Genomic DNA, 22,071 nt, shown 5'->3' with positions numbered 1-22,071 from the left:
CGATTTCTGGGGGTCGTTTGTGCACCGCCCGGTGCCGAGTGGCAGCATGGATTCCGTGAGCGTTGCACCGGTCGAGATCGAACGTCCCGAGACGGGCGAGTCCGCCTACGCGGTCGCGGAACCCGATGTGCCCTGGGTGACCCTGGTCCACAACGACCCCGTCAACCTCATGAGTTATGTGACGTATGTCTTCCAGAGCTACTTCGGCTACTCCAAGGACAAGGCCCGCAAACTGATGCTCGACGTCCACCACAAGGGCCGTGCCACCGTTTCCAGCGGTACGCGCGAGGAGATGGAGCGGGACGTGCAGGCGATGCACGGATACGGCCTGTGGGCGACCTTGTCGCAGGACCGTTGATGGCCGGGCACTTCGAGCCGCTGGCCGGCGGCGGGGCGGCGGTTGCCCTGGACGAGGTGGAGATCTCCATTCTGCGCAGCCTGGCGGTCCAGTTGCTGGAGCTGATCGGGCCGGGGGAGGAGCAGGGCCCGGACGCCGCCGACCCGCTGGCCCGGCTGTTCGCCGAGGGGCCCAGCGAGCCGCCCGCCGACCCGGCGCTGGCCCGGCTCTTCCCCGACGCCTATGGCACGCCGGGCGCCGAGCAGGACCGGCAGCAGCGGGCGTACGCCGCCGAGTTCCGCCGCTACACCGAGAACGACCTGCGGGCCCGTAAGCGCGAGGACGCCCTGGCCGTGGTGCGCTCGCTGGACTCGCTCAGCGTGGCCGGGGACCGGGCGGCGGTGCTGCGGCTCACCCCCGAGCAGTGCCGGCAGTGGCTGGGCGCGCTCAATGACCTCCGGCTGACCATCGGGACCCGGCTGGAGATCACCGAGGAGGACGACGGGGAGGCGCTCTTCGGGCTGCCGGACGACGATCCGCGCAAGCCGATGGTGATGGCCTACCTCTGGCTGGGCGGGCTCCAGGAGACGCTGGTCGAAGCGCTGATGTCCTGAGCGGTGGGCTGGGCCTTCCTTCATGACATGTTCACAAGGTGTTCGCTCAGCGGACGCTCAATTCCGAATAACGATCGCATCACCGCAGTGGCGACCTTTGTCGCCTCAATTTACATTTGTCCTAATTTTCCCGTGAGCTGGGCCACATCCACGCCATATTCGCCTCTGCGATCTCCGCGTTACCCGTGATAAACCTGCGAGACCTGCTCTGTGACGCCACCCCTGTCACGGCAGGAACGCTTGGCCGGCCGACCGTCGGCACATATGCAGGACTCCATCCGGGGGGATCGGAACCCGATCCGGAGTGACCGGATCGGTATGGAGAAAGGCGTTCCACTCATGGCCTCTGAGCAGGTCGCGGACCGTGCCCCAGGCGCAGCCGAGGCGCGGGACGGAAGCGGACAGGAAGCTTCCGAGGGTTACCAGCGGGGACTGGGCAACCGGCAGATCCAGATGATCGCCATTGGCGGCGCGATAGGCACCGGCCTCTTCCTCGGCGCGGGCACGGCCATTCACAAGGCGGGCCCCAGCCTGATCCTGGCCTATGCGATAGCCGGGCTGGTCATCTTCTTCATCATGCGGGCGCTGGGCGAGCTGCTCATGTACCGCCCCGTCTCCGGGTCTTTCTCCGACTACGCGCGGGAATTCCTCGGCCCCTTCTGGGGATATGTCACCGGCTGGACGTACTGGCTCTTCTGGGTCGTCACCGGCATCACCGAGGTCACCGCGGCCGCGAAGTATGTGCAGTTCTGGAACCCCCATATTCCGCAGTGGGCTTCGGCACTGGTCTTCACGGTCATCCTCTACTTCGCCAACCTGATCTCCGTAAAGCTCTTCGGTGAGCTGGAGTTCTGGTTCTCGATGGTCAAGGTCACCGCCATCATCGGCATGATCCTGGTCGGCGTCGGCGTTATCACCCTGGGCTTCTCCAAGGCCGGTGACACCGCCTCGTTCAGCCAGCTCTGGTCGCACCACGGCTTTATGCCCAATGGCATCGGCAGCACCCTGATGACGCTGCAGATCGTGATGTTCGCCTTCCTGGCCGTGGAGTTGGTGGGTGTCACCGCGGGCGAGGCCACCGACCCCAAGAAGACCCTGCCCAAGGCCATCAACACGGTGCCCTGGCGGATCGCCGTCTTCTATGTCGGTGCGCTCATCATCATCCTGGCCGTGGTGCCGTGGACCGAATTCATGCCGGGCGTCAGCCCGTTTGTCGCCGCCTTCGCCAAGATCGGCCTGCCGTTCGGCGCAGGAATCGTCAACTTCGTGGTGCTGACCGCCGCGTTGTCCTCCTGCAACTCCGGTATGTACTCCACCGGCCGGATGCTGCGCGACCTGTCGCTCAACGGCCAGGGCCCCAAGTTCCTGGCGCAGCTCTCGCCCAAGGGCCTGCCCATGCGTGGCACCACCATCTCGGCCGCGCTGATGCTGGTCGGTGTGTGGATCAACTACCAGTGGCCGGGCAAGGCGTTCGACTATGTGGTCTCCTTCGCCACCATCTCCGGTATGTGGGCCTGGATCATGATCCTTGCCTGCCAGCTCCGTTACCGCCGCAAGGCGGACCGGGGCGAGCTGCCGCAGTCGGAGTTCAAGGCGCCCGGTGCCCCCTGGACCAGCGCGTTCGCACTGGCCTTCATCGGCATGGTGATTGTGCTGATGGGCATCGACAAGGATTCCCGGATCTCGCTGTACTGCGCTCCCATCTGGGGCGCGATCATGGCCGGTTCGTACTTTGTCCTCAAGGCCCGCAACCCGCAGGCCTTTGCCCGCAAGGACTACTCGGCCCCCGAGCCCGAGGTCGAGAAGGCCGCCTGACTCCCGGCTCCCCCCGCCGGGTAACCCGGGCCCGTCCGCACACTCCCCCCGTGCGGACGGGCCCTCAGGCATTTCCGGGCCCTGCTTATGCTGGCCGCATGCTGACCATCTCCCAGGCCCTGTACGAGAAGATCGTGGCGCACGCCCGCGCCGACCACCCCGACGAGGCGTGCGGGATGGTGGCCGGCCCGGCCGGCAGCGGACGGCCCGAGCGGTTCATCCCAATGCTCAACGCGGCCCGCTCGCCCACCTTTTACGAGTTCGACTCCATGGATCTGCTCAAGCTCTACCGCGAGCTGGACGACCGGGACGAGGAACCCGTGATCATCTACCACTCGCACACCGCCACCGAGGCCTATCCCTCGCGCACCGACATCTCCTACGCCAATGAGCCCGGCGCGCACTATGTTCTGGTCTCCACCGCCGACACCGACGGCGCCGGGCCCTTTGAGTTCCGCTCCTTCCGGATCCTGGACGGCGAGGTGACCGAGGAGGAGGTACGGGTCGTCGAGGCGTACTGAACACCGAGACGGCACGGTCCGGATACCGGGACGAACATACGGGCCGCGCACGGGGAATCGATACGATGCGCCCATGGTTCCCCTTGACGTGGCCGAGCGGGCGCCGGGCCGGCGGCTCGTCGCGCGCATCCACGTTGACCTGTGCCGTCTCGCGGCCTGACGCCCGGCCGCCGGCGACCGGCCCGTATCGCGTACCGCCACCACTTCGCACTCCGAACAGGAGCACTCCCATGGCCATCGAGGTCCGCATCCCCACCATCCTCCGCACCTACACCGATGGGCAGAAGACCGTCGAGGGCAGCGGCGCCACCCTCGATGCGCTCTTCAAGGATCTGGAGTCCCGGCACCCCGGCATCCGTGAGCGGCTGGTGGACGACAGCGGTGAGCTGCGCCGTTTCGTCAATGTCTACCTCAATGACGAGGACGTCCGGTTCCTGGGCGGGATCGCCACCGAGCTCGGGGACGGCGACAGCGTGACCATCCTGCCGGCGGTGGCCGGCGGAATGCGCTGACCGGAGATGCGCTATGACAGCCCCCTGGCCGCGGTGGGGAACACCCCGCTGGTCCGGCTGCCCCGGCTCTCGCCCTCCCCCGAGGTGCGGATCTGGGCGAAGCTGGAGGACCGCAACCCCACCGGCTCGGTCAAGGACCGCCCCGCGCTGTACATGATCGAGCAGGCCGAGAAGGCGGGCCGGCTCACCCCCGGCTGCACCATCCTGGAGCCCACCTCCGGCAACACCGGCATCTCCCTGGCCATGGCCGCCAGACTCAAGGGCTATCGCATGGTGTGTGTGATGCCGGAGAACACCAGTGAGGAACGGCGGCAGTTGCTCGCCATGTGGGGTGCGGAGATCGTCGGCTCACCCGCCGCGGGCGGCTCCAATACGGCGGTACGGGTGGCCAAGGAGCTGGCCGCCCGCAACCCGGACTGGGTGATGCTCTACCAGTACGGCAACCCCGACAACGCCGGGGCGCACTACGCCACCACCGGCCCGGAGATCCTGGCCGACCTCCCGGAGATCACCCACTTCGTCGCCGGACTGGGCACCACCGGCACTCTGATGGGGGTGGGCCGCTATCTGCGGGAACACCGGCCGGAGATCAGCATCGTGGCCGCCGAGCCGCGCTATGACGACCTGGTCTACGGGCTGCGCAACCTGGACGAGGGCTTTGTACCCGAGCTCTATGACGCCTCGGTGCTCACCACCCGCTTCTCGGTGGGCTCCGAGGACGCGGTGCGCCGCACCCGTGAACTCCTCGCCGAGGAAGGGATCTTCGCGGGGGTGTCCACCGGCGCGGTGCTGCATGCCGCGCTGGGGGTGGCCCGCAAGGCCCAACGGGCCGGACAGCGCGCGGATATCGCCTTCATTGTGGCCGACGGGGGCTGGAAGTACCTTTCCACCGGCGTCTATACCGCCCCCGACACCGAGAGCGCCGTCCGGGCCCTGCACGGTCAACTCTGGGCCTAGACCCAGCAGATAGCGGAACCGGTCATTCAACGACACAGAGGGGCGGAAACGTGCACAGATGGACTGCCCCTACCGATGTTGTCGAGCGGCTGACATCATCCCGTAGGAGACGCACATGAACTGTCCCGCATGTGGATCTTCGGACATGAGGCAACTCAACAATGGAAACTGGCAGTGCGGAAGCTGCGGAGCGGTCACAGCTGGACCGGGCGGCATGGGAGGCGCTCGCCCCTGAGACCCGGGAACGGCTGGCGGGATGCATCTCGCCGGAGGAGTTCACGGTGACGGCCGGCAGCAAGGAGTCCGCCGAGCGCTTCCAGCGCTTTATGGACACCCTCGACCGGGCCGAGCGCCACCGGTCCCTTTAGCGCCCCGGCTTACGCACCCACTTACGCACCCGCGGCCCCGTACGCGCGTCAACGGCGCGGACGGGGCCGCGCCCCGTCCCGGCGGGTCCGTCCTGGTGATTCCAGCCACACACCCCCTCCGCACGGGAGCGGCCGTATCCATCCCGCCTTACCCTCGGACGCACCGCACGGCCACCAGCCCCCCGTCACCAGCCCGGAGGTTCAGGCCCCCATGAAGCTCACCGTCGTCGGATGCGCGGGGTCCTTCCCCTCCGTGGAATCGGCGTGTTCCAGCTACCTCGTGGAGGCCGACGGCTACCGGCTGCTGCTCGACATGGGCAATGGCGCCCTGGGCGAGCTACAGCGCCATATCGGCCTCTACGACCTGGATGCCGTGCTGCTCTCGCATCTGCACCCCGACCACTTCATCGATATGTGCGGCTACTTCGTGGCGCGCTACTACCGGCATGAGGGCGGGCCCGCCGACGCCATTCCGGTCTATGGCCCGGCCGGGACCGAACGCCGGCTGGTCACCGCTTATGGGGACGTTCCGGACGAGGCGTGTATGAGCGAGGTGTTCGACTTCCGCACGCTGAGCCCGGGCGCCTTCGCCCTGGGGCCGCTGACCGTCCGGGCCGAGCGGGTCTGCCACCCGGTGGAGGCCTTCGCCTTCCGGGTGGAGCACCGGGGCACCGCCCTGGTGTACTCCGGGGACACCGGCCCCTGTCCGGCGCTGGACACCCTGGCCGAGGGGGCCGATCTGCTGCTGTGCGAGGCCTCGTTCACCCATGGCAAGGAGGACATCCCGGATCTGCACCTCAATGGCCGCCAGGCCGGCGAGTGCGCGGCCCGGGCCGGGGTGGGGCGGCTGCTGCTCACCCATATCCCGCCGTGGACGGACCCGCTGACCAACCTCCGGGACGCGCGCTCGGTCTATGACGGACCGGCCGAACTGGCCCACGCGGGCGCGGTGTACGAGCTGTAGCCCACGCGGCGAGCGGCAATGGCGAACGCCCCCGGAACCAGGGACGGTTCCGGGGGCGTTCGGTCAACGCGAGTTTCAGCGGCGCTTCTTGTTGCGGGACTTACCGCCGTTGCCCTTCGGGCGGGATCCGGCCGGACGCCCGGCCCCCGCACCGGCCTTGGCCGGAGTCGCAGTCGCAGTCGCACCGGCCTTGACCGGGGTCTTGGCCTCGGCCTTGACCGCGACCTCCTTGACCGGGGCCGTCTTCGCCGGGGCGGACTTCACCGGCGCGTCCACCGCGGCCAGCTCCTCACCCTCGACCTCACGACCGGGCGTCTTGAGGTCAAACTTGAGGATGGCGAAGCGGAAGACCACATAGTAGATGGCCGCAAAGCACAGCCCCACCAGCACCAGCAGCAGCGGCTTGCTGGCCTTGCCCCAGTTGAGCAGGAAGTCGATGGCACCGGCCGAGAAGCCGAAGCCGTCCTTCATCCCCAGCGCCCAGGTCAGGGCCATGGAGACACCGGTGAGCACCGCGTGCATCGCGTACAGCACCGGCGCGATGAACATAAAGGTGAACTCGATGGGCTCGGTGACGCCGGTGACAAAGGAGGTCAGCGCCAGCGAGAACATCATGCCGCCGACGACCTTGCGGTTCTCCGGGCGGGCGCAGTGCACGATCGCCAGGCAGGCGGCGGGCAGCGCAAACATCATGATCGGGAAGAAGCCGGTCATGAACTGGCCCGCGTGCGGGTCGCCGTTGAGGAAGCGGGCGATGTCGCCGTGCACCACGGTGCCGTCCGGCTTGGTGAAGTCACCGGCCTGGAACCAGGGGAAGGAGTTGAGCAGGTGGTGCATGCCGATGGCGATCAGGCCACGGTTGGCCACGCCGAAGATGCCGGCGCCGACGGCGCCCGAACCGACCAGCCACTGACCGAAGTTGTGCAGCCCGGAGCCCAGGACCGGCCAGATGTAGCCAAAGACGATGCCCAGCAGCAGACCGGCGAAGGAGGACAGGATCGGGACCAGGCGGCGGCCGCCGAAGAAGCCCAGCCACTCGGGCAGCTTGGTCCGGTAGAAGCGCTGGTAGAGCAGGGCGACCACCAGGCCCACCACAATGCCGCCGAGCACCTTGGCGTCGGCGGGCGCCGCGGTCATCACTATCTTGCCGTTGACGACCTTGGCGACCTTGGGCAGCGAGCTGTCGGTGAAGGTGCCCAGGACCTTGCTGAAGACCAGGTAACCGGCGACCGCGGCCAGCGCCGTGGAGCCGTCGGACTTCTTGGCATAGCCAATGGCCACGCCGACCGCGAAGAGCAGCGGCATATTGTCCAGAAGTGCGCCGCCGCCGGCCGCCATAAATGAGGCGATCTTGTTCAGGACATGGCCCAGGGCGGGCTTGCCCAGCATGTCGTCCTGGCCGAGCCGGACCAGAAGCGCGGCGGCGGGCAGCACGGCGACCGGCAGCATCAGGCTGCGGCCGATGCGCTGGGCTACCGCCATCGCGTTCTTTCCGAAGCCCTGCTTTTCGGCAGCGCTAGCCGTACTCATCGGATTCCTCCAGGTGAGGCGGGCGCTCGGGGGTTGGGGGGACGGCCCGCTTTTGGTCTAAACCACAAGTGGTTTAGACCTGTTGTAACACGTCAAGCGGGCATAAAGGAATCCGCGCCTCCGGGTGCGCTGGATCACAGGGCGGCATGCTGCCAGAGCCCTGTTAACCGGCGGTGAACCGGGTGCCGCTCGGCGGATGTTGACCGGCCGGGTGCTATTCAACCGCCTCGCGCTCGATCCCGGAGGCCACTTCCTCGGGTTCCCTGCCGGGGGTGGCCAGATCGAACCGCACAATGGCGAACCGGAACACCGCGTAGTAGACGGCCGCGAAGGCCAGCCCGATCGGAATGATCAGCCAAGGTCTGGTTGCCAGGCCCCAGTTGATCACATAGTCGATCAGTCCGGCGGAGAAGCTGAAGCCGTCATGCACCCCCAGCCCCCAGGTGACCGCCATGGAGACACCGGTGAGCACCGCGTGCAGCGCGTACAGCAGGGGCGCGACAAAGAGGAAGGAGTACTCGATCGGCTCGGTGACCCCGGTCACCAGCGAGGTCAGCCCGACCGAGAGCATCATGCCCCGCACCATCGGCCGGTGCGCCGGGCGGGCGGTGTGGGTGATGGCCAGTGCCGCGGCGGGCAGCGCGAACATCATGATGGGGAAGAAGCCGGAGGTGAACTGCCCGGCCGTGGGGTCTCCGGCCAGGAAGCGGTTGATATCGCCGTGCACCACCGTGCCGTCCGGCCTGGTGTAGTCGCCGAACTGGAACCACATAAAGGTGTTCAGGAACTGATGCAGACCGATCACCAGTAGTGCCCGGTTGGCCAGGCCGAAGACCCCGGAGCCCGCCCAGCCGATGTCCGTCAGCCACTTGCTGAAGGTGGTCAGCCCCCGGCCCACCGGCGGCCACACCCAGAGACAGGCCACCGCGAAGGCCAGTGCCACAAAGGACATCATGATCGGCACCAGCCGGCGGCCATTGAAGAAGCCCAGCCAGTCCACCAGCCGCACCCGGTGGAAGCGCACCCAGAACCAGGCGCTGAGCAGGCCGATCACAATGCCGCCGAAGACCCCGGGGTTCTGGTAGACCGCCACCGTGGCCACCCCGTTGCCGGTGACGCACACCCCGCTCCACAGCCCGGTCCCGCTGAAGTGGGCCAGCCCTGGGCAGTGCTCGGGGAACTGGTGGAGCACCGAGTAGTAGACAAGGAAGCCCACCACCGCCGCCAGCGCGGTGGAGCCGTCCGCCTTCCTGGCCATGCCGATGGCCACGCCCACACAGAACAGCAGCGGCAGGCCCAGCGCGGAGTCCAGCAGCGCGCCGCCCGCCCCGGCGAAGATCCTGGCCGCGTCGTCCCAGCCCAGGCCGTCCCGGCCGAAGACATCCGGCTGCCCCAGCCGGTTGAGGATCCCGGCCGCCGGCAGCACCGCGATGGGCAGCTGAAGGCTGCGTCCCATCTTCTGCAGTCCGCCGAAGAACCCCTGCCACCAGGAGCGCAGGGGAGCGGCGGCAGCGTGCGAACTCATGCCTGCTCCTTGGATGCCGCATACTGGTGTAGACCACTTATGGGGCGCTGCGGGCCTTGACCGCCATCCTTTGCCAGTGGGCGGACAAAAGCCCGCAGAGTTGCTCTGAACGTGGGTTACCGTGTGAAAGCCGGTCGGCGAGAGAGCCGAAGGGCCCGGACAACGCAGGAGTGCACATGGCTTCCAAGGCTGAGAAGATCGTCGCCGGACTGGGTGGGATCGACAACATCGAGGAGATCGAGGGTTGCATCACCCGCCTCCGTACCGAGGTCGCCGACCCCAGCCTGGTAGATGAGGCCGCGCTCAAGGCCGCCGGCGCCCATGGCGTGGTGAAGATGGGCACCGCCATCCAGGTCGTCATCGGCACCGACGCCGACCCGATCGCCGGTGAGATCGAAGACATGATGTGAGCCTCGCGCTCCGCGCCGCGGGCCTCGTCCACAGCTGTGGACGAGGCCCGCGGCATTCCCGGATAGGCTCGGCACCATGTCTCGCATCGACGGCCGTACCCCAGGCCAGCTCCGCCCGGTGACCATCCAGCGTGGCTGGAGCAAGCACGCCGAGGGCTCCGTGCTGGTGTCCTTCGGCGACACCAAGGTCTTCTGCACCGCCAGCGTCACCGAGGGCGTGCCCCGCTGGCGCAAGGGCTCCGGAGAGGGCTGGGTCACCGCCGAGTACGCGATGCTGCCCCGGGCCACCAACACCCGCGGCGACCGGGAGTCGGTCCGCGGCAAGATCGGCGGCCGCACCCATGAGATCTCCCGGCTGATCGGACGCTCGCTGCGCGCCGTCATCGACTACAAGGCGCTCGGCGAGAACACCGTGGTCCTGGACTGCGATGTGCTCCAGGCCGACGGCGGCACCCGCACCGCCGCCATCACCGGCGCCTATGTGGCGCTCTCCGACGCCATCGCCTGGGCCCAGGCCAAGAAGCTGGTCAAGCACGGCAAGCAGCCGCTGACCGGCACCGTCTCCGCGGTCAGCGTGGGCATCGTGGACGGCGTCCCGCTGCTGGACCTCTGCTATGAGGAAGACGTCCGCGCGGAGACCGATATGAATGTGGTCTGCACCGGCGACGGGCGCTTTGTGGAGGTGCAGGGCACCGCCGAGTCCCAGCCCTTCGCCCGCGAGGAGCTCGACTCCCTGCTGGACCTGGCCGTCCAGGGCTGCGCCGAGCTGACGGCCGCCCAGCACGAGGCGCTGGCCCGCACCCTCTCTTAACACCGACGCCCTAAGATGCACGGGGGTACGGGCCGGTTCCGTACCCCCGCGAACCACTTGGGGGAAGACGTCATGGCAGCCCGCCGCCGAACCGCCGCACTGGCGGCCCTGCTCGCCGGGGTCCTCGCGCTGCCGCTGGTCACCGGCTGTTCCGGCGGCCGGGACGACACCGACTGCGGCTCCCTGGCCAGGACCATAGGCGAGGACGCGGACCGGCTCGGCCAGGCCATGGGCGACGACTCCAAGGACCCGCAGGGCGCGCAGGAGTTCGTTGACCGGATCAACCGCGACCTGGACAAGCTCAGCAAGCAGGACGGCGACGACTCCTCGGTCAAGGGCGCCACCACCGAGATCGCCGCCGCGGTCAGCGACATCCAGGACGGCATCGCCGACGGCGAACACCCGGCACCCGGCCCCCTGAAAAACGCGGTGGCCGCACTGAACAAGGCCTGCGCCGCGGGCTGAGCGACGGCCTGCCCCCGGGCCGTCGGCGCCGGCCGGGGCGTACGGGCCGGAGGCAGGCCACCCGCACCGGAGATAATCGGTGCCCATGAAGCGCCTGATCCTCGCCACCCGCAATGCCAACAAGGTCACCGAGCTGCGGGCCATTCTCGCCGCCGCCTCGCTGGACTTCGAACTGGTCGGCGCCGACGCCTACCCCGAGATCCCCGATGTCAAGGAGACCGGCGTCACCTTCGCCGAGAACGCTCTGCTCAAGGCGCACGCCCTGGCCCGGGCCACCGGCCTGCCGGCCATCGCCGACGACTCCGGGCTCTGTGTGGACGTGCTCGGCGGTGCCCCCGGCATCTTCTCCGCCCGCTGGTCCGGCCGGCACGGTGACGACCGGGCCAATCTGGAGCTGCTGCTGGCCCAGCTCGCGGACATCGCGGACGAGCACCGCGGCGCCCACTTCGCCTGTGCGGCCGCCCTGGCCCTGCCGGACGGCACCGAGCGAGTGGTGGAGGGCCGGCTCCGCGGCACCCTGCGCCACCGCCCCGCAGGCGCCGGGGGGTTCGGCTATGACCCCATCCTCCAGCCCGAGGGCGAGACCCGCACCTGCGCCGAGCTCACCGCCGAGGAGAAGAACGCCATCAGCCACCGGGGCCAGGCGTTCCGCGAACTGGTGCCGGTGGTACGGGAGTTGCTGGCCTGAGGCGCGATGGCGCCCGTAACACACGTATGGCGCGGCACCGTTCAGCGGTGCCACGCCATACCGGTGAGCCCGGTGGGACTCGAACCCACGACACACCGGACCTAAACCGGCGCCCTCTGGCCAGCTGGGGTACGGGCCCAACACGCCTACTCTACTGTGCGGCCGCCGCCGGCCGGCCGGGGCCCGTACCCCTGCAACGGCGGGCCCGGCGAAGCTCATACCGCCCGAACGGAACGCGCCGGCCGTTTTGGCCGTCCCTCACACCGAAGGCCGAAAACCGGCCGGATTCCCTCCGCGTACCGAGGACGCCCCCATGACCGACCGCGCCGCCCCCAGCCGGGTCAGCAGGAGATCCGCCCTGGTGGTTTTCGCGGTGGTCACGGTGCTGGCGCTGGGCGGCGTCTGGGCGGGCCGGGCCGCGGACCGTTCGCGGACGGTGTCCGAGGCGCCCAAGACCGCGGCGGCACAGCGTGAGGAGGGCGACCGCGCGGCGGACGCCGGCAGCGCCGGCGGGGCGGCGGGTGAGCTGCCGGGAGTGCGGGACTGCGGCTTCGGGGAGCCGGTTCCGGAACCCAAGATCATCACGCTGACCTGCGCCAACTCCGGCACGGTGGCCAGCGATATCCACTGGGACCAGTACGGCCGGGACCAGGCCGAGGGCACCGGAGTGGTCCAGGTCACCGGCGGCGCCGGCGGCACCGCCCGTACCTCCTTCCCCGCCCGTTTCACCCTGCTCGCCCCCCGGATCGTGGACGGCCGCCCGGCCTTCACCTCCCTGGAGGTCCGCTACACCGGTATGACCCCCGTCGGCAAGCAGACGGAGACCTACTCGATCGCGTGATGGGTATCCGTGGCCGGATCGCCCTGGCGATCTCTTCCGTAACCGCCCTGGCCGTAGTGCTGCTGGGGGTGGCGGTGCATCACATCTCCGGCCTGGAGCGGGACCGCAAGGCGATGTCCCAGCAGGACGAACAGCTCAGCTCGGCACTGCAGATCTACCGGCGGGACGGGCAGCTGGTGCTGGGCGCCCAGCTGGACGCCGCGCTGCCCGCCCCGCTGGCCAAGGCGGTGGCCAAGGGGCCGCGGACCTATATCAGCGGCGGCGAGGACCCCCGGGTATGGGCGGCGACCCGGGTGGGCGACCGGGTGCTGTCGGTCTCCACCTCCTTCCCCAAGCGCGATCCGCTGCAGAAGGCGCTGGACCGGGCCCTGGTGGTGGCCGGTGCCGCCACCGTGGGACTGATGGCGGTGGTGGCCTGGTTTGTCGCCCAGGGGCTGTCCCGGCGGCTGCGGGACAGCGCCGCCTCGGCCCGCCGGATAGCGGACGGTGGCACTCCGGAAGCCGGTGCGCCCGGCGGCCGGGGCCGGGGCCGGGACGAGGTGGCCGAACTGGAGCGCTCGGTGCACGCCATGGCCGCCTCGCTGGCCGCCCGGGTGGAGGCCGAGCGCGAGTTCACCGCGGATGTGGCGCATGAGCTGCGCACCCCGGTGGCCGGCCTGGTGGCCTCGGCCGAACTGCTGCCGCATCCAAGGGCGGTGGAGATGGTGCAGGAGCGGGCGCAGACCCTGCGCGGCCTGGTGGAGGACCTGCTGGAGGTGTCCCGGCTGGACGCCGGGGTGGAGAGCGCCCAGCTGGACCCGGTGGAACTGCCCTCGCTGGTGCACGGCATCGTCAAACGGGCCCGCGGCCAGCGCGGGGTGGACGATGTGGCGGTCGAGGTGGTCGGCGAGGGCCGGATCGTGGCCACCGACGCCCGCCGGGTGGAGCGGATCCTGGTGAACATCCTGGCCAACTCGGCCAAGCACGGTAAGCCGCCGATCGAGGTGACGGTCGAGGGCACCCGGATCACCGTGCGCGACCATGGCTCCGGCTATCCGCCGGACCTGGTGAGCCAGGGGCCGCGCCGGTTCCGCACCGCCGCCCCGGAGCGCGGCACCGGCCATGGCCTGGGCCTGACCATCGCGGTGGGGCAGGCGGCGGTGCTGGGCGCCCGGCTGGCCTTCGGGACCGCGCCGGGCGGCGGTGCCCAGGCCGTCCTGGACCTGCCGGAGGCCGTGGACGGACCGGAGCCCGGGGATCAGTCCGGGGAGCTCAGAGCCCCAGGTCCTTGATGAGCTTGGCGACATGGCCGGTGGCCTTGACGTTGTAGAGGGCCCGCTCGACCCTGCCGTCCTCGTCCACGATCACCGTGGAGCGGATGACGCCGGTCACGGTCTTGCCGTAGAGCTTCTTCTCGCCGAAGGCGCCATAGGCCTCCAGCACCTTCTTCTCCGGGTCGGCGAGCAGGGTGACCTTGAGGTCCTCCTTCTCCCGGAACTTCGCCAGCTTCTCCGGCTTGTCCGGGGAGATGCCGATGACCTCGTAGCCGTGCCCGGCCAGCAGGTCCAGGTTGTCGGTGAAGTCGCAGGCCTGCTTGGTGCAGCCCGGGGTGAGGGCGGCCGGGTAGAAGTAGACGATCACCTTGCGGCCCCGGAAGCCGGCGAGCGAGACCTGCGCGCCGTCCGCGTCCGGGAGAGAGAAGTCGGGGGCGGTGTCGCCGGGACTCAGTCGCTCGCTCATGGCTCTCCTAGGGGCTGTGTCGATTGCGTGCCAGGCCCCCGAGCGTATGCGCTCCGCCGGTACCGGGATGCCATGGGGCGCCGGGCCCCGGGAGCTGACAGACTGTGGTCATCACTCTTCATCACACTTATTGCGACGACGAAAGGCAGCGCGGTGCCGGAAGCCAGGACCCCTGCGCAGATCGAGGCGGACATCGCCCGCAGGCGCGGTGAGCTCGCCGTGACGCTCGACGAGATCGGTGTGCGGCTGCACCCGAGCACGATCATCGGGGACGCCAAGGCCAAGGTGACCTCGAAGGTGGACCAGACCGCCGGCCGGGCCTGTGCGACGGCCGGCCGGATCGCCGCGGAGGTACGTGCCCAGTTCGTCACCGACGAGGGGGTGCCGCGCCTGGAGCGGATCATTCCGGCGGCCATGCTGGCCGTGGGCGTGGTGGGCCTGCTCACCGTCGCCCGCCGCCGCCGTTCCTAGCCCGGCGGTTCATGGGATCCGTATCACCGGATCCCTACCTCCGGCTCCGGACCGGCCCGCGGGCAGGTACCGTCGTGGCGTGAGTACCAACACGACCCACGACAAGCTGCCCATCCGGATGCTCCACGACCGTGTGCTGGTCCGGACCGACATTCCCGAGGGCGAGCGCCGGTCCACCGGCGGCATCGTCATTCCGGCGACGGCCGCGGTGGGCCGGCGCCTGGCCTGGGCCGAGGTCGTGGCGGTCGGACAGAGCGTACGCACCGTGGAGCCCGGTGACCGGGTGCTCTACGACCCGGAGGACCGGGCCGAGGTGGAGGTCCGCGGCGTGGCCTATGTGCTGATGCGTGAGCGGGACCTGCACGCGGTGGCCGCCGAGCGGCTGGAGGGCTCGGAGGACTCCACGGGCCTTTACCTGTAGCGGTAGCCTGGGTCATCCCGACGAGACGCGCCGTACCGGGTCAGGACAAGACGACGCACCCCTGAGGTCGATTCCTTGTGGAGGTGCCGTCATGGCATGGATCCTGCTCGTCATCGCCGGCCTGCTGGAGGTCGGCTGGTCGGTCGGCATGAAGTACACCGAGGGCTTCACCCGGCTGTGGCCCAGCGTGTTCACCCTGCTGGGCATCGCCGCCAGCATGCTGCTGCTGGCCAGGGCCGCCCGGACGCTGCCGGTGGGCACCGCCTATGGCGTCTGGGTGGGCATCGGCGCGGCCGGTGCGGCGGTGCTGGGCATGCTGCTGCTGGGCGAACCGGTGTCCGGGTGGCGGGTGTTCTTCGTGGTCCTGCTGCTGGTCTCCGTGGTCGGCCTCAAACTGACCTCGGCTCAGTAGCCGTATCAGTAGTCGTATCCCAGCAGATCGTGCGAGGAGTGGTCGCCCTGCCGCCCCTCCCGGCCGCCGTACGGCGGGAGGCTGATGATCGGCCCCGACGGCGGCCCGCTGGGCGTCGGCGGTCCGGGCGGCAGGGTGGGCCGCCGGGGCGGGGTGGTGGTCGGCGGCAGCTCGGGCGGCGCCGAGGTGACCGGCGGGGCGCTGCTGCTGGCCGGCGGCGCCGAGGAGGCCGGCGCCTCCGGCGGCGGGGTGCCCGCCCCGTTCTGCAGCTCCAGGTCGAAGTCGGTGGGCTCGGTGCCCGCCAGCGCGTCGGCGGTGTACGCGGCCCAGATCTGCGCCGGGTAGCCGCCCCCGTTGATCCGGGGCAGCCCGGTGGCCCCGTAGAGCGACTTCTGCTCGCCGGTGTCGGAGTCCTGCCCCATCACCGCCACCACGGTGGCCAGGTCGGGGGTGTAGCCGGCGAACCAGGCCGCCTTGTCCTCCTCCGCGGTACCGGTCTTGCCCGCCGAGGGGCGGCCCGAGGCGCGGGCCGCCGCCCCGGTGCCGCCCGGGTTGTCCACCACGCTCTGCAGGATGGAGGTGGTGGTGTCCGCGGCCTCCCGGCTCACCGCCTGCCGCCGGTCGTTGCGGTCCGGCAGCTGGACCTCCTCGCCGCCCTTGCTGGCCTTCTCCACCAGGCTGTACGGGCCGTGCCGGCCATGGTTGGCCAGGGTGGCGTAGGCCTGGCACATATCCAGCACACTGGCCGTGGCGGGCCCCAGCGCGATCGAGGGGGTGGCCGTCAGATCCGGCGTACGGGCCGGGAGACCCAGCGCCAGGGCGGTGCTCTTCACCTTCCCCGGGCCCACGTCCTCGGCCATCTGCGCATAGACCGCGTTGACCGAGAGGTCGGTGGCCTTGGTGACGGTCATCGGACCGTAGCTCTTGTCGTCCTCATTGGCGGGCGCATAGCCCACCGGACCGTCCGGCCCCTGCACCGGCCGCTTGTTGGTGCCGTCGTAGATGGTGTTGGGGGTGATGGTGCGGCCCTGCTGGGTGGTGGCGTCGTTCTGCACCGCCGCGGTAAAGACAAATGGCTTGAAGGTGGAGCCCACTTGGTAATCGCGCCGGGTGGCGTTGTTGACGTACTGCCGGGTGTAGTCGATGCCGCCGTAGAGGGCGACCACCTTGCCGGTCGTGGGGTCGATGGAGGCGCCCCCGGCGCGTACATAGGAGTCCACCTTGCGGGAGTCGCTCAACTCGTCCATCAGCTGGGCCTTGACGGCCTTGACGAAGGCGTCCTGCTTCTTGCGGTCGATGGTGGTGGTGATGCGGTAGCCGCCGGCCGCCAGCGTGGTCTCATCGATGAGCTTGTTGCTGGTGAGGTAGTCCTTGACCGCCTCCACCAGGTAACCCCGCTGTCCCGACATCCCGTTGCGGGCCCGGGCCTTGCCCGGCAGCGGGAAGGTGATCCGGGCCCGGTCCGCGGCGCTCAGCCACTTCTTCTTGACCATGCCGTCCAGCACATAGTTCCAACGCGCCGTCGCCCGGCCCTTGTTCTCCGGGTGCGCGCCCACGTCATAGGCGCTGGGGGCGTTGAGCAGGGTGGCCAGATAGGCGCCCTGGGCCAGGTCCAGCTTGTCGGAGTCCTTGCCGTAGTACGCCTGGGCGGCGGCCTGGATGCCATAGGCATTGCGGCCGAAATAGCTGGTGTTGAGATAGCCCTCGAGGATGTCGTCCTTGCTGGACTCCCGGTCCAGCTTGATGGCGATGAAGAACTCCTTCACCTTGCGGCTGATGGTCTGTTCCTGGCCCAGGTAATAGTTCTTGACGTACTGCTGGGTGATGGTGGAGCCGGACTGCTTGCCCTTGCCGGTCACCGTGTTCCAGGCCGCCCGCACCATGGCCTCGGGGTTGACCGCCGACTCGGAGTAGAAGTCCCGGTCCTCGGCGGCCAGCACCGCGTGCTGGACGTCCTTGGGCACCTTGCTCAGCGGCACGCTCTCCCGGTTGACCTCGCCGTCCCGGGCCAGCTGGGTGCCGTCGGCGTAGAGGAAGACATTGCTCTCGGCGGTGGCCGCCTTATTGGCCGGCGGGATGTCCACCAGCATGTAACCGGCGATCAGACCGCCCGCGATCAGCAGTACGACCAGCAGAAAGCCACCCAGCACCAGCCGCCAGGTGGGCAGCAGCCGACGCCAGCCGGTGCGCTTGCGGCCATGGGCATCCTTGGGCGCCCAGCCCTGCGGACGCTGCGGTGACTGCTCGTCGCTCATGTCTCCTGGGACTCCTCGGCGGCGGGTGTCGAAGCCGTGCCGTACGCCCGCGAAACACTGTCGCACCGCGGGTTCCGGCTGAGGGTGCGGCGCACCTTTGGCAGCACGGTGACCCCTTTCGGGTCAGGTCCACCACCCCTCGGGGTGAGAAAATTGCCTGTACCGGGACGGACGCCTACGGCTATGCTCCTGCGCTTCGGGTTCGGCCCGACCAGTCGGCTGACCAACTCGGCGGACTAACAAAGTTCAACGAGAGCGGGGGGCGCGGGATGCGGCTGTACGCCGCCGTCGCGGTGAGCGGCTTCCGGCGGTACGCCACCTACCGGATGGCCACCGCGGCCGGGGTGTTCACCAATACGGTCTTCGGGTTCATCCTCGCCTACACCTTCACCGCCCTCTGGGCCGAGCGCCCCCGCCTGGGCGGTTACGACCAGGCGCAGGCGCTGACCTTTGTCTGGGTCAGCCAGGCGCTGCTGGCCACCGCGGCGCTGCTGGGCGGGGGTTTCGAGACCGAGCTCCAGGAGCGCATCCGCACCGGGGACATCGCCATCGACCTCTACCGTCCGGCCGACCTCCAACTGTGGTGGCTGTCCGCCGATCTGGGGCGGGCCGCCTTCCAGCTGCTGGGCCGGGGCGTGGTGCCGCTGGCCGCCGGGGCGCTCTGCTTCCAACTCGACCTGCCCGCCGCGCCGTTGCGCTGGCTGTCCTTTCTGCTGGCGGTCTTTATGGGCCTGCTGGTGAGCTTTGCGCTGCGCTATCTGGTGGCGCTGTGCGCCTTCTGGCTGCTGGACGGCTCCGGGGTCAATGTGATCAGCATGCTGCTGGGGGTGTTCTGTTCCGGGATGCTGCTGCCGCTCACCCTTTTCCCCGGCGTCTTCGGGGAGATCGTCCGGATGCTGCCCTGGGCCTCGGTGCTCCAGGTCCCGCTGGATGTCCTGCTGGGCCGGCACACCGGATGGTCACTGGCCGGGGCGCTGGCCTTCCAGGCGGGCTGGGCGGTGGCGCTGCTGGGCCTGGGGCGGCTGACCCAGGCGCGGGCCACCACAAAGGTGGTGGTGCAGGGTGGTTGAGCGCTGGGCGTCCGGACTGCGGGGCTATGGCCTGATCGTGGCCATGTGGATCAGGGCCACCATGGTCTACCGCACCTCCTTCATCATCAACACCCTGGGCAACTTCCTTGTCACCGGCCTGGACTTCGTCGCCCTCCTGCTGATGTTCTCGCATATCCATGCGCTCGGCGGCTTCGGCCTCCCCGAGATCGCCCTGCTCTACGGCGCCACCTGCTCCTCCTTCGGACTGGCCGATCTGCTGCTGGGCAATGCCGACCGGATCGGACAGCGGGTGCGCGACGGCAGCTTTGACATCCTGCTGCTGCGCCCGGTGCCGGTGCTGGCCCAGGCCGCCGCGGACCGCTTCGCACCGCGCAGACTGGGCCGGATCGTCCAGGGGCTGCTGGTGCTGGGCTGGGGGATCAGCCGGGTGGACGTCAACTGGACCATCGGCAAAGCCCTGTTCACGGTGGTGATGGTGATCAGCGGGGCGGCCATCTTCTCGGCGGTGTTCATCGCCGGGGCGGCCTTCCAGTTCTGGGCGGCGGAAGCCTCCGAGGTGTCCAACTCCTTCACCTACGGCGGCTGCACCCTGCTGCAGTACCCGCCCACCGTGTTCGCCCGGGAACTGGTGCGCGGAGTGACCTTTGTGGTCCCGCTGGCCTTTGTCAACTGGCTGCCGGCGCTACGTCTGCTGGGCCGCGAGGACCCGCTGGGCCTGCCCGGCTGGGTGTCCTGTTGCGGTCCGCTGGTGGCGGTGGCCGCGCTGACCGCCGCAGGGCTGATCTGGCGGGCGGGGCTGCGGAGTTACCGGAGTACGGGGAGCTGAGAGTGCGGGAAGACCAAGCGGCATTCATCGAACTCCACGAGGTGTGCAAGGTGTTCGAGGTACACCGCCGGACGGGCCTGCTGCGCCGGGAGCGGCGCGAGGTGCGGGCGGTGGACGGACTGAGCTTTACCGTGCCCCGCGGGGAGATGGTCGGCTATATCGGCCCCAATGGGGCGGGAAAGTCCACCACCGTCAAGATGCTCACCGGCATCCTCACCCCCAGCTCCGGCCGGCTGCGGGTGGCGGGCATCGACCCGTCGCGGGAACGCACCCGGCTGGCCCGCCGGATAGGAGTGGTCTTCGGGCAGCGCACCACCCTGTGGTGGGACCTGCCGCTGGGCGACTCCTTCGCCCTGGTGCGCCGTATGTACCGCATCCCTGACGCCCGTTACCACGTCAATCTGGAGCGCTGCGTCCAACTCCTGGACCTGGGCGGGCTGCTGGAGGTGCCGGTGCGCCAACTCTCCCTGGGGCAGCGGATGCGGGGCGACATCGCGGCCGCGCTGCTGCACGACCCGGATGTGCTCTACCTCGACGAGCCCACCATCGGGCTGGATGTGGTGAGCAAGGCCAAGGTGCGCGAGGTGCTGCGCAAGGTCAATGCGGAGCAGGGCACCACCGTGCTCCTGACCACCCATGACCTCACCGACATCGAACAGCTCTGCAAGCGGGTGATGGTGATCGACCAGGGACGGCTGGTCTACGACGGCGCCCTGGCCGGGCTGCACGCGGTCGGCGAGAGCGAGCGGATGCTGGTGGTGGACCTGGAGCGCGAGTTCCCGCCCATCGAGGACCTGCCGGGCGCCCGTCCGGTGCGGGTGGAGGGCCCCCGGCAGTGGCTGGCCTTCCCCGCCGGGCAGAGCGCGGCACCCCTGGTGGCGGCGCTGGCGGAGCGCTATCCGCTGGCTGATCTCTCGGTGCGCGAGCCGGATATCGAGCAGGTCATCGCCCGTATGTACGGGAGCGCCCCGTAAGGGGCGCGGGGCGGGTTCATATGCGGCTCCGCCGCGTGGGCGCGACCAGCCCCAGACGGCCCGCACGTGACACGCGACCGAAGATATGGGGCGCCTACCCCGCCACCCCCGTCCGCAGCGCGGCCAGGTCCACCGACCGCGCCATCACCCGGTACCCGGCGTCATTGGGGTGCAGATGGTCTCCGCTGTCATAGGCGGACAGCAGCCGCTGGGGGTCGGCGGGGTCCCGCAGCGCCCGGTCGAAGTCCACCACCGCGTCGAATACGCCACCGGAGCGGATCTGTTCGTTCACCGCCAGCCGTACCGGCTCCTGCCGATCGGCGACCACCCCCCAGTGCCCGCCGAAGGGCATCAGTGTCGCCCCGAGCACCCGCAGGCCCCGCTGGTGCGCCCGGGCGGTCAGCTGGCGCAGCCCGGCCACGATCCGCTGGGCGTCCAGCTGCCGGGGCATCCGCAGGATGTCATTGATGCCCAGATCCACCAGCACCACCCGCACTCCGGTGCGCCGCAGTACGTCCCGGTCGAACCGGTCCAGCCCGCTGGGGTTGTTCTGCGGGGTCCGGCCGCGGTTGCCCAGCAGCACCCGGTTGCCGCTGATGCCCTCGTTGAGCACGCCATAGCGGGGCGCCCCCGGCTCCCGCCGCAGCCGGTCCGCCAGGAAGTCCGGCCAGCGGTGGTCGGCGCCCGGGGTGGAGGTCACTCCGTCGGTGAGCGAGTCGCCGAAGGCCACCAGCGTGCCCTGTGCCTGGGTCGTCCAGACATCGACGCCGGTGACATAGCGCCAGTAGGAGGTCCGGCCGGTGTAGGCCGCGCCGCCGCCGTCCAGGGTGTGCTCGCCCCGGGCCAGATAGGAGATCTGACGGGCGTGCGGATGCAGGGTCACCGGGCCGGAAGGCACCGGGGAGTACAGGCTGACCAGCAGGTCCGTGGCCGGACGCACGGTCAGCGGCACCGGGTCGCTGAGTACGGACCGGCCGGCCTGCACGGTCACCGAGCGCTGTCCGCCGAAGGTCAGCCGGCGCATGCTCCCCGGCGCCGCCGCGGCCGTACCGCCGCGCCCGGCCGCCACCGCCAGTGAGGCGTCGCCAATGGCCAGCGGCCGGTTGCCGAAGAGATTGGAGAGCTCCACCCGGGCCGCGCTGCCGCCCACACTGGTGTGCACCACATCCCGGATGGAGAAGCCCGGCAGGCCATGGGCGGTGTTGGGCTCGGCGAAGGCCGGCGCGGCCGCCCAGGTGCCCACCCAGTCGCCCGCCGGGGACTGCCCGGTCTCGTCCACCGGACCGCGGGAGCGGCCGTGCTGCCGGGCGCCGCCCAGCAGCACGGCGGTGGAGACCAGTATCAGCACCGCGGCCAGGGCGGCCGACAGGGTGTAGGCGGTGCCGCGTGGCAGGGGCCTGGTCATGCGAGTCTCCTGGTACGGCGGGGCGGGCGGAACCGAGAGCGGCGCTGCTCGCCGTTCCATGATCCCACCAAGCTTTCCCGGCGGGCTCTTCAGCCGGCGGGACCCGTCGGGACCCGGCGGGAACTCTACGGCCGTCTGCCGAGTCGTCCGGTAGGGACAATGCAGAAGAGGACGGCCG

The 22,071-nt window shown here is 69.8% G+C and carries 25 protein-coding genes, 1 tRNA gene and 1 riboswitch; of the genes, 20 read left to right on the top strand and 6 right to left on the bottom strand.

Annotation, left to right across the window (positions count from 1 at the left end; all coding sequences use genetic code 11):
- The first annotated feature begins 46 nt into the window (after window positions 1-46).
- The 8 genes from clpS (at window position 47) to CV755_RS18515 (ending at window position 6,088) form a co-directional block, all read left to right on the top strand.
- Complete coding sequence (gene clpS / locus CV755_RS18550; protein ID WP_193553423.1) at window positions 47-358, top strand: ATP-dependent Clp protease adapter ClpS; 312 nt, start codon at window positions 47-49, stop codon at window positions 356-358.
- Window positions 358-951 carry a DUF2017 domain-containing protein gene (locus tag CV755_RS18545; protein WP_109281327.1) on the top strand — a complete coding sequence of 198 codons (594 nt, stop codon included), beginning with the start codon at window positions 358-360 and terminating at the stop codon, window positions 949-951. Before clpS ends, CV755_RS18545 begins: the two co-directional genes overlap by 1 nt.
- A 339-nt stretch (window positions 952-1,290) precedes the next feature.
- Complete coding sequence (locus CV755_RS18540; RefSeq protein ID WP_109281958.1) at window positions 1,291-2,766, top strand: amino acid permease; 1,476 nt, start codon at window positions 1,291-1,293, stop codon at window positions 2,764-2,766.
- A gap of 98 nt (window positions 2,767-2,864) precedes the next feature.
- Window positions 2,865-3,287 carry a M67 family metallopeptidase gene (locus CV755_RS18535; protein WP_109281326.1) on the top strand — a complete coding sequence of 141 codons (423 nt, stop codon included), beginning with the start codon at window positions 2,865-2,867 and terminating at the stop codon, window positions 3,285-3,287.
- 230 nt (window positions 3,288-3,517) lie between these two features.
- A complete protein-coding gene (locus CV755_RS18530; RefSeq protein WP_109281325.1) occupies window positions 3,518-3,799 on the top strand; it encodes a MoaD/ThiS family protein in 282 nt (93 codons plus the stop codon).
- 6 nt (window positions 3,800-3,805) lie between these two features.
- Complete coding sequence (locus CV755_RS18525) at window positions 3,806-4,756, top strand: PLP-dependent cysteine synthase family protein (protein WP_109281324.1); 951 nt, start codon at window positions 3,806-3,808, stop codon at window positions 4,754-4,756.
- Window positions 4,757-4,871: 115 nt separating this feature from the next.
- On the top strand, window positions 4,872-4,991 hold the full coding sequence (locus tag CV755_RS37205; protein ID WP_109281323.1) for an eL43 family ribosomal protein: 120 nt from the start codon (window positions 4,872-4,874) through the stop codon (window positions 4,989-4,991).
- A 344-nt stretch (window positions 4,992-5,335) separates the two neighbouring features.
- The gene (locus CV755_RS18515; protein WP_109281322.1) at window positions 5,336-6,088 is read left to right on the top strand and encodes an MBL fold metallo-hydrolase; all 753 of its coding nucleotides are present in this window, start codon (window positions 5,336-5,338) and stop codon (window positions 6,086-6,088) included.
- Window positions 6,089-6,163: 75 nt separating this feature from the next.
- Here the strand turns inward: CV755_RS18515 and CV755_RS18505 are convergent, their stop codons facing one another.
- Window positions 6,164-7,618: a PTS transporter subunit EIIC gene (locus CV755_RS18505; protein WP_241561275.1), complete on the bottom strand. Its 1,455-nt coding sequence runs from the start codon at window positions 7,616-7,618 to the stop codon at window positions 6,164-6,166.
- Between the two features lie 214 nt (window positions 7,619-7,832).
- Window positions 7,833-9,143, bottom strand: coding sequence for a PTS transporter subunit EIIC (locus tag CV755_RS18500; protein WP_109281321.1), 1,311 nt, complete (start codon window positions 9,141-9,143; stop codon window positions 7,833-7,835).
- 56 nt (window positions 9,144-9,199) lie between these two features.
- Here CV755_RS18500 and CV755_RS18495 point away from each other — a divergent pair, with 56 nt between their 5' ends.
- The 4 genes from CV755_RS18495 to rdgB all read left to right on the top strand — a co-directional run bounded on the left by CV755_RS18495 (window position 9,200) and on the right by rdgB (window position 11,517).
- Window positions 9,200-9,553 carry a PTS sugar transporter subunit IIB gene (locus CV755_RS18495; protein ID WP_277751828.1) on the top strand — a complete coding sequence of 118 codons (354 nt, stop codon included), beginning with the start codon at window positions 9,200-9,202 and terminating at the stop codon, window positions 9,551-9,553.
- A 76-nt stretch (window positions 9,554-9,629) separates the two neighbouring features.
- A complete protein-coding gene (gene rph, locus CV755_RS18490) occupies window positions 9,630-10,364 on the top strand; it encodes a ribonuclease PH (RefSeq protein ID WP_109281319.1) in 735 nt (244 codons plus the stop codon).
- Window positions 10,365-10,436: 72 nt separating this feature from the next.
- The gene (locus CV755_RS18485; RefSeq protein ID WP_109281318.1) at window positions 10,437-10,829 is read left to right on the top strand and encodes a hypothetical protein; all 393 of its coding nucleotides are present in this window, start codon (window positions 10,437-10,439) and stop codon (window positions 10,827-10,829) included.
- A gap of 85 nt (window positions 10,830-10,914) precedes the next feature.
- Window positions 10,915-11,517: an RdgB/HAM1 family non-canonical purine NTP pyrophosphatase gene (gene rdgB, locus CV755_RS18480; protein WP_109281317.1), complete on the top strand. Its 603-nt coding sequence runs from the start codon at window positions 10,915-10,917 to the stop codon at window positions 11,515-11,517.
- Window positions 11,518-11,581: 64 nt separating this feature from the next.
- On the opposite strand, the gene CV755_RS18475 is transcribed toward rdgB, so the two are convergent.
- Window positions 11,582-11,656 (bottom strand) — tRNA-Leu (locus CV755_RS18475).
- Window positions 11,657-11,830: 174 nt separating this feature from the next.
- On the opposite strand from CV755_RS18475, the gene CV755_RS18470 reads away from it, so the two are divergent.
- Both CV755_RS18470 and CV755_RS18465 read left to right on the top strand, forming a co-directional pair.
- Window positions 11,831-12,358, top strand: coding sequence for a hypothetical protein (locus CV755_RS18470; RefSeq protein ID WP_109281316.1), 528 nt, complete (start codon window positions 11,831-11,833; stop codon window positions 12,356-12,358).
- Window positions 12,358-13,629, top strand: a complete 1,272-nt coding sequence (locus tag CV755_RS18465; protein WP_109281315.1) for a sensor histidine kinase — start codon at window positions 12,358-12,360, stop codon at window positions 13,627-13,629. The genes CV755_RS18470 and CV755_RS18465 overlap by 1 nt, the downstream gene beginning before the upstream one ends.
- Here CV755_RS18465 and bcp read toward each other — a convergent pair.
- Window positions 13,610-14,077 carry a thioredoxin-dependent thiol peroxidase gene (bcp, locus tag CV755_RS18460; protein WP_109281314.1) on the bottom strand — a complete coding sequence of 156 codons (468 nt, stop codon included), beginning with the start codon at window positions 14,075-14,077 and terminating at the stop codon, window positions 13,610-13,612. The genes CV755_RS18465 and bcp overlap by 20 nt on opposite strands.
- A 153-nt stretch (window positions 14,078-14,230) precedes the next feature.
- Here bcp and CV755_RS18455 point away from each other — a divergent pair, with 153 nt between their 5' ends.
- From CV755_RS18455 to CV755_RS18445, 3 genes are all read left to right on the top strand, one after another.
- Window positions 14,231-14,548: a DUF3618 domain-containing protein gene (locus CV755_RS18455; protein WP_109281313.1), complete on the top strand. Its 318-nt coding sequence runs from the start codon at window positions 14,231-14,233 to the stop codon at window positions 14,546-14,548.
- Window positions 14,549-14,666: 118 nt separating this feature from the next.
- Window positions 14,667-14,969 (top strand): GroES family chaperonin, encoded by a 303-nt coding sequence (locus tag CV755_RS18450; protein WP_048831771.1) that lies wholly within the window; start codon window positions 14,667-14,669, stop codon window positions 14,967-14,969.
- Window positions 14,970-15,029: riboswitch (guanidine-III (ykkC-III) riboswitch) on the top strand.
- A gap of 31 nt (window positions 15,030-15,060) precedes the next feature.
- The gene (locus CV755_RS18445; RefSeq protein ID WP_109281312.1) at window positions 15,061-15,381 is read left to right on the top strand and encodes a DMT family transporter; all 321 of its coding nucleotides are present in this window, start codon (window positions 15,061-15,063) and stop codon (window positions 15,379-15,381) included.
- 5 nt (window positions 15,382-15,386) lie between these two features.
- On the opposite strand, the gene CV755_RS18440 is transcribed toward CV755_RS18445, so the two are convergent.
- Complete coding sequence (locus CV755_RS18440; RefSeq protein WP_109281311.1) at window positions 15,387-17,636, bottom strand: transglycosylase domain-containing protein; 2,250 nt, start codon at window positions 17,634-17,636, stop codon at window positions 15,387-15,389.
- Window positions 17,637-17,905: 269 nt separating this feature from the next.
- Here CV755_RS18440 and CV755_RS18435 point away from each other — a divergent pair, with 269 nt between their 5' ends.
- The 3 genes from CV755_RS18435 to CV755_RS18425 are packed head-to-tail and all read left to right on the top strand — an operon-like array spanning window position 17,906 to window position 20,488.
- Window positions 17,906-18,706: an ABC transporter permease gene (locus CV755_RS18435; RefSeq protein ID WP_109281310.1), complete on the top strand. Its 801-nt coding sequence runs from the start codon at window positions 17,906-17,908 to the stop codon at window positions 18,704-18,706.
- Window positions 18,707-18,749: 43 nt separating this feature from the next.
- Window positions 18,750-19,514 carry an ABC transporter permease gene (locus CV755_RS18430; protein WP_109281957.1) on the top strand — a complete coding sequence of 255 codons (765 nt, stop codon included), beginning with the start codon at window positions 18,750-18,752 and terminating at the stop codon, window positions 19,512-19,514.
- A 2-nt stretch (window positions 19,515-19,516) separates the two neighbouring features.
- Window positions 19,517-20,488: an ABC transporter ATP-binding protein gene (locus CV755_RS18425; RefSeq protein ID WP_161968717.1), complete on the top strand. Its 972-nt coding sequence runs from the start codon at window positions 19,517-19,519 to the stop codon at window positions 20,486-20,488.
- 94 nt (window positions 20,489-20,582) lie between these two features.
- On the opposite strand, the gene CV755_RS18420 is transcribed toward CV755_RS18425, so the two are convergent.
- Window positions 20,583-21,893: an SGNH/GDSL hydrolase family protein gene (locus tag CV755_RS18420; protein WP_109281309.1), complete on the bottom strand. Its 1,311-nt coding sequence runs from the start codon at window positions 21,891-21,893 to the stop codon at window positions 20,583-20,585.
- Window positions 21,894-22,071 lie beyond the last annotated feature (178 nt).

Origin of the sequence: Streptomyces orinoci (genome assembly GCF_003121295.1) — a bacterium.
GTDB lineage: Bacteria > Actinomycetota > Actinomycetes > Streptomycetales > Streptomycetaceae > Streptomyces > Streptomyces orinoci.
Note: the sequence above shows the minus strand (reverse complement) of the source record. Positions and strands in the feature narration are given on the sequence as shown.

Excerpts from the sequence above, each read along its gene's own strand:
- clpS (WP_193553423.1), top strand. The coding sequence starts at position 47 with ATGGATTCCGTGAGCGTTGCACCGGTCGAGATCGAACGTCCCGAGACG.
- CV755_RS18545 (WP_109281327.1), top strand. The coding sequence starts at position 358 with ATGGCCGGGCACTTCGAGCCGCTGGCCGGCGGCGGGGCGGCGGTTGCC.
- CV755_RS18540 (WP_109281958.1), top strand. The coding sequence starts at position 1,291 with ATGGCCTCTGAGCAGGTCGCGGACCGTGCCCCAGGCGCAGCCGAGGCG.
- CV755_RS18535 (WP_109281326.1), top strand. The coding sequence starts at position 2,865 with ATGCTGACCATCTCCCAGGCCCTGTACGAGAAGATCGTGGCGCACGCC.
- CV755_RS18530 (WP_109281325.1), top strand. The coding sequence starts at position 3,518 with ATGGCCATCGAGGTCCGCATCCCCACCATCCTCCGCACCTACACCGAT.
- CV755_RS18525 (WP_109281324.1), top strand. The coding sequence starts at position 3,806 with ATGCGCTATGACAGCCCCCTGGCCGCGGTGGGGAACACCCCGCTGGTC.
- CV755_RS37205 (WP_109281323.1), top strand. The coding sequence starts at position 4,872 with ATGAACTGTCCCGCATGTGGATCTTCGGACATGAGGCAACTCAACAAT.
- CV755_RS18515 (WP_109281322.1), top strand. The coding sequence starts at position 5,336 with ATGAAGCTCACCGTCGTCGGATGCGCGGGGTCCTTCCCCTCCGTGGAA.
- CV755_RS18505 (WP_241561275.1), bottom strand. The coding sequence starts at position 7,618 with ATGAGTACGGCTAGCGCTGCCGAAAAGCAGGGCTTCGGAAAGAACGCG.
- CV755_RS18500 (WP_109281321.1), bottom strand. The coding sequence starts at position 9,143 with ATGAGTTCGCACGCTGCCGCCGCTCCCCTGCGCTCCTGGTGGCAGGGG.
- rph (WP_109281319.1), top strand. The coding sequence starts at position 9,630 with ATGTCTCGCATCGACGGCCGTACCCCAGGCCAGCTCCGCCCGGTGACC.
- CV755_RS18485 (WP_109281318.1), top strand. The coding sequence starts at position 10,437 with ATGGCAGCCCGCCGCCGAACCGCCGCACTGGCGGCCCTGCTCGCCGGG.
- rdgB (WP_109281317.1), top strand. The coding sequence starts at position 10,915 with ATGAAGCGCCTGATCCTCGCCACCCGCAATGCCAACAAGGTCACCGAG.
- CV755_RS18470 (WP_109281316.1), top strand. The coding sequence starts at position 11,831 with ATGACCGACCGCGCCGCCCCCAGCCGGGTCAGCAGGAGATCCGCCCTG.
- CV755_RS18465 (WP_109281315.1), top strand. The coding sequence starts at position 12,358 with ATGGGTATCCGTGGCCGGATCGCCCTGGCGATCTCTTCCGTAACCGCC.
- bcp (WP_109281314.1), bottom strand. The coding sequence starts at position 14,077 with ATGAGCGAGCGACTGAGTCCCGGCGACACCGCCCCCGACTTCTCTCTC.
- CV755_RS18450 (WP_048831771.1), top strand. The coding sequence starts at position 14,667 with ATGCTCCACGACCGTGTGCTGGTCCGGACCGACATTCCCGAGGGCGAG.
- CV755_RS18445 (WP_109281312.1), top strand. The coding sequence starts at position 15,061 with ATGGCATGGATCCTGCTCGTCATCGCCGGCCTGCTGGAGGTCGGCTGG.
- CV755_RS18440 (WP_109281311.1), bottom strand. The coding sequence starts at position 17,636 with ATGAGCGACGAGCAGTCACCGCAGCGTCCGCAGGGCTGGGCGCCCAAG.
- CV755_RS18435 (WP_109281310.1), top strand. The coding sequence starts at position 17,906 with ATGCGGCTGTACGCCGCCGTCGCGGTGAGCGGCTTCCGGCGGTACGCC.
- CV755_RS18430 (WP_109281957.1), top strand. The coding sequence starts at position 18,750 with ATGTGGATCAGGGCCACCATGGTCTACCGCACCTCCTTCATCATCAAC.
- CV755_RS18420 (WP_109281309.1), bottom strand. The coding sequence starts at position 21,893 with ATGACCAGGCCCCTGCCACGCGGCACCGCCTACACCCTGTCGGCCGCC.